The following is an 11,952-nucleotide window of genomic DNA, read 5'->3' as shown; positions in this document are numbered from 1 at the left end:
TTCCGCGTACATTTTCTTGAGCCGTTTATTTTCTTCTTCCAATTCTTTTAACCGCTTCATGAGCGACGCATCCATCCCGCCGTATTTGGCTCGCCATTTATAAAAAAGAGCTGAACTCATACCATGCTCCCGACAAAGCTCAGGAACAGAAACACCATTTTCGTTTTGTTTGAGGATCGCGATGATCTGAGCATCGCTGAATTTAGATTTACGCATAGAAAACTCCTTTGTTATAGAGTACCGGAATTCTCTACTTAAAACCGCTACGATTTTTCGGGGGGATTACACTGCCATCTGGCGACCTCGTGACATGAGTCTTTAATTTTGTTTATCAAGCATGTTTTTGCTTTTCTATTTTTCAAACTTTAATCTCAGAAGAAATCAATAACAAGAGAAGGTTGGCGGTGATTTGATCTTATTTTTGCCCAATATACCACCCATATAGTTGTCAATCAGGGCAGATAACATGTGGTGACCAAAGAAAAGTATTACAAAAACAAAGAAGCGGTAAATCACAACATCAAATTCAAACGCTAAACTCCAAAAAACCGACCATACTTGATAAAACGTAGTGGTATGGTGGTCGTGATGTTAGTCAATGGTCAGTGGGTTGATAAGTGGGATCCGGTACAAGCGAAAGATGATCAAGGGCGGTTTGTTCGGCAAACTTCGAGTTTTCGGCATTGGATCACGCCTGATGGTTCACCTGGTCCAACAGGCAATGGTGGCTATCAAGCGGAGGCAGGTCGTTATCATCTTTATGTTGCTCTCATTTGTCCCTGGGCATCTCGCACTTTGATTGTTCGCAAACTCAAAAAACTTGAATCCTGGATTTCGCTCTCAGTTGTCGAACCATTTTTGACGGAACAAGGATGGCGATTTGGGGATTTTCAAGGTGCGACGCATGACCATCTCCATCAAAAGCAATATCTGCATGAAGTGTATACCATGGCCGCTTCTGACTTTACCGGGCGTGCTACCGTGCCTGTACTCTGGGATAAAAAGAACCAGACGATGGTGAACAACGAGTCTGCGGATATTATTCGAATGCTCAACCAAGCCTTTGATCATGTAATTGATAATAAGATTAATCTCTATCCTGATGCATTGTCAGATGAGATTGAGCAATGGAATCAAGACATATACCAAAATCTCAATAACGGCGTCTATCGAGCAGGATTTGCCACCACCCAGTTTGCTTATGAGGAAGCTTATCATCACGTTTTTGATACATTGGATAAAATTGAATCACGCTTGCATGATGGCCGTCCCTTTATTCATGGTGCCAGCATGACTGAAACCGACATTCGTTTATTTGTCACCCTGATCCGCTTCGATGCTGCCTATTATGGTTTGTTTAAATGTAATCGAAACCTGATAGTACAGATGCCAAAACTCAGCGAGTATCTCAAACGACTTTATGCAATCCCCGAGATCCAAGAAACAGTCAATCTCACTCATATCAAACAAGGCTATTACTCGATGCAGTCTCTTAACCCGAATGGTATTGTGCCGATTGGACCAGACCTAGTGGTTTAATTGCCCACATACAACGATGGTTTCTGTGATTTGCTCTATTCGCTGAATGGATTGGCGTATTGTAAAGTTTTTGGTTTGCGTAAATGCTTGTGCAGCCGATTGTGTTTCAAAGCGTTTTGCCGCATTCAAATCACCATAACTGCCGCTCGATGCAGCATAACAATGATCAGGCATTGTTCGGCACTCCAATTTGATCACCCACTGTGTTGAGGTCACTTCTCTTTTTTGTGTTTTCGGACAAGAGGCTGCTATTGCTGTCTGACTAAGCATGCCAAACATCAATAATATTTCTAGTATCTTCATCTATTCACCAATCAACTCAAAAGTTATCGTTCTTTATATGCGCTCTGTTGGATAAATTTATTTCATCATAGTTCCTTCATCTAGCATAAATCGTAGTCATCTATAATTTACACAATCCAACCACGGCAAAAGCAACCTATGGTGAGTCGGTTATTTTCTATATGCTTATTTTTATTTGCCAACTTCCTTCGGGCAGAGCAGGAAATCATCATTACCAATGGCGAGTGGCCACCATTTTTAGGGGAAGAACTCCCTCACCACGGTGCAGCTTCGCAAATTGTTGCAGAAGCATTTAAAACACAAAGTTATACCGTTCAATATGAGTTTCTTCCCTGGTCGCGATCATTTAAAGATGTTCAGCATGGCCGGCGAGCAGCTTCTGTCATTTGGACCTTTAAACAAGATAGAACTTCTTACCTACATTTTTCTGAACCAGTTATCGAACTTTCTGATGCTTTTTTCTATCACGTGGAAGGCAGCTTCGAATGGCATGATATCAACTCATTAAAAAAGCAATTGATAGGCGTTGTCGCCAGCTATAGCTATGGCCAAGCATTTGATGATGCAGTGAAATATGGAAGTTTAAAGGTAGAGTCAGTCTCCCTTGATAATCAAAACGTGAAAAAACTGCTCTCGAAACGAATTGATGCCATGCTGGTCAATGATTATGTCGGCAAAGCACTCATTAATGTGCTCCCGGGCAAGCATAGCAAGCTCATCAAAATGCACCCAAAATACCTTCGAACAGAACAGTTTCGACTGATCATTTCCAAAAAATGGAAAAACTCAGATCTGATTCTCAAAGAATTTAATGAAGGATTAAAGGCTATCCAGGAGTCTGGGCAGATGGCAAAGATACTGAAACGTCTCGAAGAAGGCTACTATCAGTGATAATTTGCACATTTTGTTTTGATATTAGCCAGTTGAAACTTTTTTTCGATATTTTACTTTACAACGGAGATCGCTGCCCTTAATATACGCCGCACATGCGGAGAGATGGCTGAGCGGTTGAAAGCACCGGTCTTGAAAACCGGCATACGTTAATAGCGTATCTAGGGTTCAAATCCCTATCTCTCCGCCACTAATTCAAGCCCCGAGCTGATGACACAACAATAGCTCGGGGCTTTTTATTTATCAGTTTAATCAGTCCTCTTTTCCCTTCAAACTTCTCTCTATTACCATCACTCTGGCTTACTAATTTGTGATTGCTGAAATGACTCTTATATTCAGAAATTACGATGAATAGAACGACCAATATGCCCGGTCAACTTGAAAGCTGCCAATGAAAAAAACTGAGTCGTCATGACTCAAACTTGTCGAAGTCTTGGTTGATAATATGTATCATTTTGACATAACGACGTTTTCCATGCCTATCACGGGGAGTACTCGTTAAACAGAAAGTGTTTAGAACACAATTCGACGGGAGATATGAATGACTCAGAGTGGGACAACACAAATACTTGAGCAGTTTGAACATCTCATTGTTTTTGATGGGCTATGTCATCTCTGTTCTGGCCTCGTCCGATTTTTAATTCAAAAAGACACTTCTGGCCTTCTTTATTTCTGCCCTGCTCAATCAGAGTCAGGCCGAAAGTTACTTACGTCTATCGGTCAGGACCCTGAGCACCTGGATACATTTGTCTACTTTCAGCAGGGAACAACTTACCTGCGATCTGATGCATTTTTTGAGGTCTTGAAAATGCTTCCAAAAACCTGGCAACTTTTTCGTCTATTTCAAGTTATCCCCCGTTTCATCCGTGATCCGGCTTACAACTTAATTGCAAAAAATCGATATCGTATCGCTGGCAAGCGTTCTCAATGCCTTATCCCAACTAAAGAAGAAAAATCTCGATTTATCATTTAAGGTTTGTTGAGCATTCAGCAATCAACAGAGTATAAAGCAAGTTCTTAATTTCCTGCCGTGAGGTCATAAACACGAACACAATCCTCATTGTCATCGAAATCATTGAGTGTCATCGCAACCTGTTTGCCATCGTATGAAACACACATATATGCATTGCAATGCATCGAACTGCGGTCTGCTTCTATTAGTGGGAATTGATAATTTATCCTTTTTCCATTGGGTTTGAATCGAACAAGTGAGCCATCACTTTCATTAGTCAGCATTAGTATTTCTCTATTTAGCGAGCAAATACAAAGCGACTCAGGCTTGTACTCTAAATCCCAAAAAGAATAACGTTTTACTGTTCTTTCTGTTTGCCAGCGTAATTGAAGATCAGTTAAAGAAAAGCAAAAAAAGTCCTCATCTGATACGCAGTAAATCTGCTTTTCTATCGAGTCAAGATATACTTGTTCCACTCTTTTGAGGCGACGATATTCACACGCGCTCAAATCTTCCTCTGTACACCAAGACAGTACCTTGCCTGTGCTTTGGTGAATTTTCATGAGGCTCGTTTGCTTGATCACTTTCGTTTCCAAGTCACATTGATAACCCAGTACCACCACTGCATTTTCTTCACTAGACAGTGACAGGCTTTGCACAGACCAATCCCGCGCAACCTTGACATATCCAGTACGCTGGCGAGTTTGTAGATCCATAACCTCTATCGTACCACCATAGATGTTCTTTATCGGGCGATAATCATAGTAGCTATCGTCATCATCATCATATTCAACCATTTCACCGTTGATATATAGTCCCAAATAGCGACGGCATTCAGAGACAACGGTCAAATGCGGTGCTTGCGCTGTGATGAGTAATGTTTGCCCTGTAAACATACGAACCAATATTGGTGGTTCATCTGTACCTATGAGTAAAAGTTGGTAGTCCCTTGACTGAGAGGAATCATTGAGAGCAAATAACTGCAAACCATTATATAAATAATGAAAATGGGTACTCCAGCTCACCGTTTGTAGCAAAGAAAAATTATCTGTATCGTAAATAAATATTTTTCTTGCTGTCAAAGTAACAAAGTATTCTTTACCTTGATATGTCACAAACTGGCACAAGCTCACTTCCTTTTGCTCTAGACACAAATCTGGAGGACAATTGAGTGCACTCAATGCATGTTGTGGTTGCCCGTATTTTTCCCAAGATATGACTGGTCTTGCTGCCTCTAATAATTCCCAGTTTTCTGCAATTGAAGAACGGATTAGGACTTTTTTATTTTCAACCAGTTGCCAAAAATCATCGGTTAGCAGTGGTATTTGATCTTCTGGGTCTGCCCAGAAAAAAGACTCATCTGCATCTAAACCAAACTCAAGTACTGACCATATTTGAGCAAAAGAGTCAATCTCACTTGATGAGAGGATCTCGTCAAAATCTTCATCTAAATCATGAGATAATTCCTCATTCAATCCTTTTAAGATCCAGCTTTCCACTTCTGGGTGTTTTATTTTAGAGGAGAACCCTTCGATTGACTGCGGGTCAATCGGGTAACACTGACCAAATCCACGGCCGATTGATACGGCAATCAATCGCCCAAGTGCTTTATCGTTTTCTATATTCGCCCAAAATAACGCTGCTTCATGAATAATATCCCCAATAGTCACATCATGATCCATGTCTGAAACTGTGATTAAAGCCACCAGTAAATCATCACAAAGACGTTGATGATGAAGCAATGCTGCGGCAAAAGGCTCAAATAATCGAGTTTCACAATCAATCAGTAACTCCTCTTGACACTCTTGAGAACGAAGAGCAATCGCCCAACAAATGCGTTCAAACATGTCCAACATATCTGACTGCTGGCTGACGACAACTGCCCATTCAAAGAATGTTGAAGAACACACATTCCCTTCATTAAATAACTCGATATCATTCATTTCCTGTTTGTACTCAAGAAATGAGGCCGGTTCTTCGAGCACGCTGAGTAATTTGTGAATAAAGGAATGGGCAACGTCCGGTGTTGTTTCTATTGGAATGTCAAACATACAAAATCACAGTTATGAATTATAAATCCCTATTTTAATTAAAAAAACAGAAAGTTGTCACTGAAGAATCGGTTATTCACTGTAATTGAAAGGTAGAAGAAATTTATCCACTACCTTTTACTTATTTTTGAGGGATTAAACAAGCGTTGCCAGCATCACATCTGAATATTCTACTAGTGATTGCCCTGTCCGAACTCGCTCCACATAATCAGGGTTGGCAATCAAGGGACGTCCAATCGCTAATAAATCAAATTGTTGATTCGCGATTGCGGTACTGCCAGACTCAGCCGAATAACCCCCGACGCCAACGAGCGTTTGACGAGAATGTTCTCTCATATAAGCAGAAACAGAGCCTCCTAGATAATCGAAAGTCATCGCATCATCAAAAATCCCTACATGCAAATAAGCAAGCGTTCGTTTATCCAACTCAGACAATAGATAATCAAACACTTGTCTATCCCGAGGGTCCTTCTCCATATTAAAGTAAGCACCTGGTGACAAGCGTAATCCACAGCGCTCAGCACCAATTTCATGGGAAACAGCATCAACGACAGCAAGTGGGAACCTGGTCATATTTTCTGGCGTCTGACCGTACTCGTCTTCACGAACATTACTGCTGTAATGCAAAAACTGATCGAGCAAATACCCGTTTGCTCCATGAATTTCCACACCATCAAAGCCCGCAATCCTCGCATTCGCGGCAGCCTGACGATAATCTTGGATCAGTTGTTCGATTTCTTGTAATGATGCCGCTTTTGGGACGGTATATTTTAATTCCCGCACTCGTGGAACTGTTCCCTCAATACCAATAGCTGAAGCACCAAGTACAAAATCACCATCAAAGAAATAAGGATGTGCAACACGCCCTGTGTGCCAGAGTTGTAAAAATATCTTTCCACCACGTTGATGTACAGCATCTGTCACGACCTTCCACCCTTTGATTTGCTTTTCATTAAAAATCCCTGGTGTATTCGGATAGCCTTGACCATCAGGCCGAATAATCGTGGCTTCTGTAATAATCAGTCCCGTTTCTGCTCGACGTGCATAATAGTCAGCCATACTTTGTGTCGGAACTAAATCATCGTCAGCCATACAACGGGTTAATGGTGCCATAAGCACTTTGTTCTTTAATGTTATTTTGTCGTTGAGGGTAAAGGGTTGAAGTAAGTTTTCCATCGTCATTTGACCTTATGATTTATTCTTGAATGTTCATTCAAGTTAATTCAATTTGAATGATCGTTCAAGAACTTTTTTGAACTATTGAATAAAGCAGCGTAAAATGAGCTGCGTTTTCATCAAGAGAGAGTTGCGATGCGTAGTGCCGAGTTTGACCGCGATCAAGTGTTACGTTCTGCCATGGATGCTTTTATTGCCAATGGATACAACAAAACAAGCATGCAGGATCTAAAAAAAGCGACTGGATTACATCCAGGATCGATTTATTGCGCGTTTCAAAGTAAGCGAGGGTTGTTATTAGCTGCATTGGAACACTATCGAGATGAAAAAAACGCTGAGTTCCATGCACTTTTTGAGCAGCATGCGACAGTGATGGATGGTGTTGCAGCTTATCTCGCTCATGTCGTTGAAGAGTGTGTTCAAGAAGAAATCCAAGATTGCTTATTGCAAAAATCACTTAGTGAATTGTCCCGTCAGGATGAAGAAGTTGAGGCAGTGATCAGCCAGATGTTAAACCAATGGCAGGACGGTTTTACCCAGTTATTTGAAAAAGCACAAGTTAATCAGGAAATATCAAAAGAAAAAACTGCGCAGGAACTATCTCAATTTCTCGTCATGGGAATTTACGGGATCAGAACTTATTCCTATACCAAGCCAGAACCAGGTGTATTACAACAACTCGCCAAAGCAATGATTCAAAGTATTCAGAACTAGCGAATTGCAGATGGAGACCTTGCTGTGAATTTCATCGCACAAACGATTCGTTTTATTCTGGATAGAATTACGCCACTCGCAAACTTCGTTTATCTCACTGCGACCTTATTGTTTATTGTATCAATGGTATATCCATTAAAACCGGGATCCTTGTTGTTTTCTTTCTTCAATCCATTGGGCCTTTCATCTTTATTTTCGGTCTTTATTATTATTGGCGACTCCGCTCAGAGTATACAAAAATGTTTCGCTGGCTTTTGCTCTATAGGTTTATTTTCAGTTGGTTCAATCCTGGTGTTTTCATCAATAGTCCACCTCAAGCAATATGCTCTAGCTTTGTGATGATTTCTACCTGTTATATTTTACTCAGTTTTGCGTATTTATTAAAAATCCGTCAAAACGGCTTAAAGCACTCCCAATGGCACCTTGAAGTAGAAAACTTGCTTCATGAGATTAATCATCAGCCGAGTCATCATCAATAAGTAGCTTATCCATCTCCAGGAGTATTAATAAGCTTCCTTCATGGTGGAATGTGCCTTTGACGTGTGGATGATCCTCCCCTTGACCGGCAGGTGCTTCAATTTTGAAGGGATCAACTTCAACAATTCCAGTCACACTATCGACCAAAATCCCTTCTGTTTTGCCAGATACCTCCAACAAAATAATCCGAGACTGATCGGTTGTTTCACCTTCTCTCAGTCCCAATAGTAACCACATGTTATTCACGATGATCACTTCACCACGAATACTGATGATCCCAATCACGTGTGGAGGCGAACCAGGAACAGGAAATATCTCCATATAGCGTAGTGCTTCTTTTACCCTTAGAACTTCAATTCCATAAGTTTCTTGCTCCATGGTAAACGTAAGCCACTGTTCTGGAGATTGGTCATTCGACTGGCCTTGGGATGTTTTTGGCGACATGATGGTTCCTTACTTAAAGTGAAGTGAGCTGGTCACGCCTTTTGGCAGACACTTATTGAATCACATTCACGCAAATCATTAAGGTCCTCCATGAATCTTAGTCATAAATAGAAGTGAACACAAAAATACACTTTATTCATTCATTCTCAAATCTTTGTACACGCTTCAGCATTGTGGACACCCAGTTATACACCCAAAATCAAGTTGTTACTTGCTGTCGCGTTGAATATCAGGAATAATCAAACTCAGCTTTGTGTGATGATCCATCAACAGGGGCAGACGATGTCAGAAATTCCTAAACTCGATTTGAAAAAAAAAGTCTCCGCAGAGGAGTGGCAAGTTCGCTTGGATCTTGCTGCTTGTTACCGTCTGGTCGCTCACTTTGGTTGGGATGACCTGATCTATACCCACATATCCGCCAGAGTCCCAGATACAGAAACTTATCTTGTCAATCCATATGGACTCCGCTTCGACGAAGTAACCGCTTCGAATCTCGTTCGTGTGAACTTAAAAGGTGAAGTCATTGGCAACTCTCCTTTTCCAATTAATCCAGCAGGATTCACTATTCATAGCGCAATCCATGAAGTACGCCACGATGCAGCCTGCGTCATGCATTTGCACACAAATGCAACCGTTGCCGTTGCATCTTTGCAGGATGGACTCCTGCCGATTAGTCAATATGCGATGTTTATACTCCCCTCATTGAGTTACCACGACTATGAAGGTCTCGCCGTGGAGTCTGATGAAAAAAAACGCCTACAAGAAGACTTGGGTGAAAGTTACTTTATGTTACTGAGAAATCATGGCGGGCTGACGTTGGGTCCGTCCATTGGTGATGCGTTTATGCATATGTACGATTTAATGCGCGCTTGTGAGATCCAGCTGATGATCCAAAGTACAGGACAGACGATTACACCAATTCCGGATGAAATTGTACAAAATATCTGTCAGCAAGCTTCTGTTGTAAACCTTGGTTCAACAGGTGGACAAATCGCGTGGCCAGCGATGTACCGGAAAGCCAAGCAAATCGCACCTGACTTTGAGCAATAGGAATCAAATACCTCATGAAAATTACCCACGTAGAAATTTTTGATATAGAGTGCCCTCAAAGACCAGTTTGGAACCCTGTTTTCGTCCGGATCCATACTGATGAAGGCGCGACTGGTGTCGGCGAAGCAGGTCTGGCATATGATCTGGGGCATAGCGCTGCGGCTCATATGATCCAAGAAATTGCAGAAAATATGCTGATTGGTTTTGATCCTTTTCAAACTGAAAATCTCTGGAACCGCATGCTGCGAGAATCCTTCTGGGGGTTGGGTGGTGGCCCAGTCATATATGCAGCCATGAGTGCAATTGATACCGCACTATGGGATATCAAAGGAAAAGTTCTAGGTGTCCCTGTTTATCAACTTCTTGGCGGTAAAGTGAATGATCAACTTCGAGCTTATGCTAGCCAGCTTCAATTTGATTGGGATATCGAGTTTAGCCGACTGACCAACCCAGATGACTACGGTAAAGCTGCCGAGAAAGCGATGGCAGAAGGTTATGATTGCGTCAAAGTCGATCCAATTATGTACGATGCCCAAGGTGAGACTCACTTCCAACGGACCAAGCTCTTCTCGAATACAGATATGCGCCTATTCCGAGAACGTATGCGTGCAATTCGTGAAGCGATTGGTCCAGATAACGATATTATTTTTGAATGCCACAGCCTTCCCGGTGTTTCAACTGCTGTTCAACTTGGAGAAATCGCTGAAGAATTTCGTTGTTTTTATTTTGAAGAGCCAGTCAATTACTTAAACTCAGAGCTTCACAAAAAGGTTGCCGATAAGGTCAAAGTTCCCATTGCAGCTGGAGAGCGCTTGTATAATCGTCACGGTGTTCGACCCTATCTTCAAGATCAGAGCGTAGATGTATTACAACCGGATATCGGTTTATGCGGCGGCTTTACAGAAGCCAAAAAAGTCTGTGACTATGCTGATATGTATGATGTTCAAATCCAAGCACATGTCTGTGGCGGCCCAGTTGCGACCATGGCTGCGCTTCATTTAGAAACTGCGATACCTAATTTTTTAATCCACGAACATCATACCTACGCAATTAAGCCTTGGAACCGAGAATTGTGTCTTCAGGATCCACAACCCAACAATGGAATGATACAAGCCCCTGACACACCCGGATTAGGAATTGAACTAAATGACGAAATTGTGATGCGCTCACCCAGAGTTGTGGTCAACTCATTAAAATGAAATATGTTTTTTAGTTAAAAGCACGTTAAAATAGAATCATCACTTAGTAGTCATGATTCTATTTTACGATTTTCATATGAACATCAAAGCCATTCAGTGGCGAAATTACATACGCTTCCTTCATTTAATTTTACTGATTCCAATTTCTTTATCATATGCATCGGATGATCTCGCTGATATTTTGGCAGGTGAAGAAACCCTCGTCGATATTGCTCTAGACATAATCTTTTATACGGGTATTGCTGGTGTATATGCTTTTGTTTTCAAAGTGAAGGCATTTCACCCTTATTTCTGGCGCTGTATTCTATTCCTCGACTTTACAAATTACGTGTATGAAATTTATAGTGGGTTAATTCACTATGCGAGTAGTCAGTTTAATTCGTTTGAATCATTACTTAATATTGCTGGTTTGCTCTTTTTTGCATTTTACTACTACACGTTACTCTGGTTGTACGCTTTTCACTCTCCAGATATTTGGCAAACAGAAAAAAATTAAAATGTATTTCTTTCTTGAAAGATGGAAGGCAATGTATATATAAAGTCGTCGCCAAACCATAAAAATAATCTCTTTTCATTCTCACGATCGTTCATCGATCAAATTGGGACCCTCAATGCCATTGTGGTCCTTTTATTATGTCTTTATTACTACTGGTTACTCTGGCTGTTCTCGTTTGAGTCTAAAGATATCTGGCAAAAAAGTATAATAACCATCCATCGTGAAGTAAGAAGCTACTCTATTGTCTTGATCAGACATGTTTTTTACTATTTACCTGTTCCAATATCCGCTACTTATCAAATCAATTGATATGGTTTTTTTAGAGTGAACCACAAGTAAAAACATTCGGTATTTTAAATTCTAAGCCTAAGGTATATTTGTAATCCCCCCATTTCTAGCAGCAGTTATTCGTAGAAATTCCTAAGCTACGTTCATTAACTGTCTTGGAGGAATGCCTCCAATGGCCGAGTGGGGCCGTTCATTGTTGTAATTCCACAACCATTCAGTTGCCTGTTGTTGGGCTTCTTCCACTGATTCAAATGCATGCATATCAAGCCATTCATGTCGCACTGTTCGATTAAATCGCTCCACATAAGCATTTTGAGTTGGCTTACCTGGCTGGATGTACATCAATGTGATTTTGTGTTTCTTCGTCCAATT

At 41.1% G+C, this 11,952-nt stretch carries 13 protein-coding genes and 1 tRNA gene; 8 read left to right on the top strand and 6 right to left on the bottom strand.

The genetic code is table 11. The annotated features are described in order from the left end of the window. A partial coding sequence (locus tag C505_RS0120745; RefSeq protein ID WP_018694110.1) for a transposase occupies positions 1-216 on the bottom strand: 216 nt, incomplete at its 3' end. 372 nt (positions 217-588) lie between these two features. Between C505_RS0120745 and C505_RS0120740 the strand changes: the two genes are divergently transcribed. Then, positions 589-1,539 carry a glutathione S-transferase family protein gene (locus tag C505_RS0120740; RefSeq protein ID WP_157369265.1) on the top strand — a complete coding sequence of 317 codons (951 nt, stop codon included), beginning with the start codon at positions 589-591 and terminating at the stop codon, positions 1,537-1,539. Here the strand turns inward: C505_RS0120740 and C505_RS23260 are convergent. Then, positions 1,528-1,842 carry a hypothetical protein gene (locus C505_RS23260; protein ID WP_157369264.1) on the bottom strand — a complete coding sequence of 105 codons (315 nt, stop codon included), beginning with the start codon at positions 1,840-1,842 and terminating at the stop codon, positions 1,528-1,530. The genes C505_RS0120740 and C505_RS23260 overlap by 12 nt on opposite strands. Before the next feature lie 138 nt (positions 1,843-1,980). On the opposite strand from C505_RS23260, the gene C505_RS0120730 reads away from it, so the two are divergent. The 3 genes from C505_RS0120730 to C505_RS0120720 all read left to right on the top strand — a co-directional run bounded on the left by C505_RS0120730 (position 1,981) and on the right by C505_RS0120720 (position 3,706). Further along, entirely contained in the window at positions 1,981-2,733 is a 753-nt protein-coding gene (locus C505_RS0120730; protein WP_018694552.1) for a substrate-binding periplasmic protein, read from the top strand. Between the two features lie 99 nt (positions 2,734-2,832). Beyond that, positions 2,833-2,923 (top strand) — tRNA-Ser (locus tag C505_RS0120725). A gap of 351 nt (positions 2,924-3,274) precedes the next feature. Next, positions 3,275-3,706 carry a thiol-disulfide oxidoreductase DCC family protein gene (locus C505_RS0120720; protein WP_018694551.1) on the top strand — a complete coding sequence of 144 codons (432 nt, stop codon included), beginning with the start codon at positions 3,275-3,277 and terminating at the stop codon, positions 3,704-3,706. A gap of 44 nt (positions 3,707-3,750) precedes the next feature. Here C505_RS0120720 and C505_RS0120715 read toward each other — a convergent pair whose 3' ends face one another. Further along, the gene (locus C505_RS0120715) at positions 3,751-5,736 is read right to left on the bottom strand and encodes a hypothetical protein (RefSeq protein WP_018694550.1); all 1,986 of its coding nucleotides are present in this window, start codon (positions 5,734-5,736) and stop codon (positions 3,751-3,753) included. 135 nt (positions 5,737-5,871) lie between these two features. After that, positions 5,872-6,918, bottom strand: a complete 1,047-nt coding sequence (locus tag C505_RS0120710) for an alkene reductase (protein ID WP_018694549.1) — start codon at positions 6,916-6,918, stop codon at positions 5,872-5,874. Positions 6,919-7,047: 129 nt separating this feature from the next. On the opposite strand from C505_RS0120710, the gene C505_RS0120705 reads away from it, so the two are divergent. Then, on the top strand, positions 7,048-7,626 hold the full coding sequence (locus C505_RS0120705; protein ID WP_018694548.1) for a TetR/AcrR family transcriptional regulator: 579 nt from the start codon (positions 7,048-7,050) through the stop codon (positions 7,624-7,626). A gap of 450 nt (positions 7,627-8,076) precedes the next feature. Here C505_RS0120705 and C505_RS0120700 read toward each other — a convergent pair whose 3' ends face one another. Further along, entirely contained in the window at positions 8,077-8,547 is a 471-nt protein-coding gene (locus C505_RS0120700) for a chemotaxis protein CheW (RefSeq protein ID WP_018694547.1), read from the bottom strand. Positions 8,548-8,829: 282 nt separating this feature from the next. Here C505_RS0120700 and C505_RS0120695 point away from each other — a divergent pair, with 282 nt between their 5' ends. From C505_RS0120695 to C505_RS0120685, 3 genes are all read left to right on the top strand, one after another. Continuing rightward, entirely contained in the window at positions 8,830-9,597 is a 768-nt protein-coding gene (locus tag C505_RS0120695) for a class II aldolase/adducin family protein (RefSeq protein ID WP_026318137.1), read from the top strand. A 14-nt stretch (positions 9,598-9,611) separates the two neighbouring features. Further along, positions 9,612-10,796, top strand: coding sequence for a mandelate racemase/muconate lactonizing enzyme family protein (locus C505_RS0120690; protein WP_018694545.1), 1,185 nt, complete (start codon positions 9,612-9,614; stop codon positions 10,794-10,796). A gap of 76 nt (positions 10,797-10,872) precedes the next feature. Further along, on the top strand, positions 10,873-11,292 hold the full coding sequence (locus C505_RS0120685) for a hypothetical protein (protein ID WP_157369262.1): 420 nt from the start codon (positions 10,873-10,875) through the stop codon (positions 11,290-11,292). 420 nt (positions 11,293-11,712) lie between these two features. Here C505_RS0120685 and C505_RS23255 read toward each other — a convergent pair. Next, positions 11,713-11,952, bottom strand: a 240-nt coding sequence (locus C505_RS23255) for an integrase core domain-containing protein (RefSeq protein ID WP_018693076.1), incomplete at its 5' end; no start/stop codon positions are given.

Source organism: Algicola sagamiensis DSM 14643, from assembly GCF_000374485.1.
Taxonomy (GTDB): domain Bacteria; phylum Pseudomonadota; class Gammaproteobacteria; order Enterobacterales; family Alteromonadaceae; genus Algicola; species Algicola sagamiensis.
This window is presented reverse-complemented; position numbering and strand designations above follow the sequence as displayed.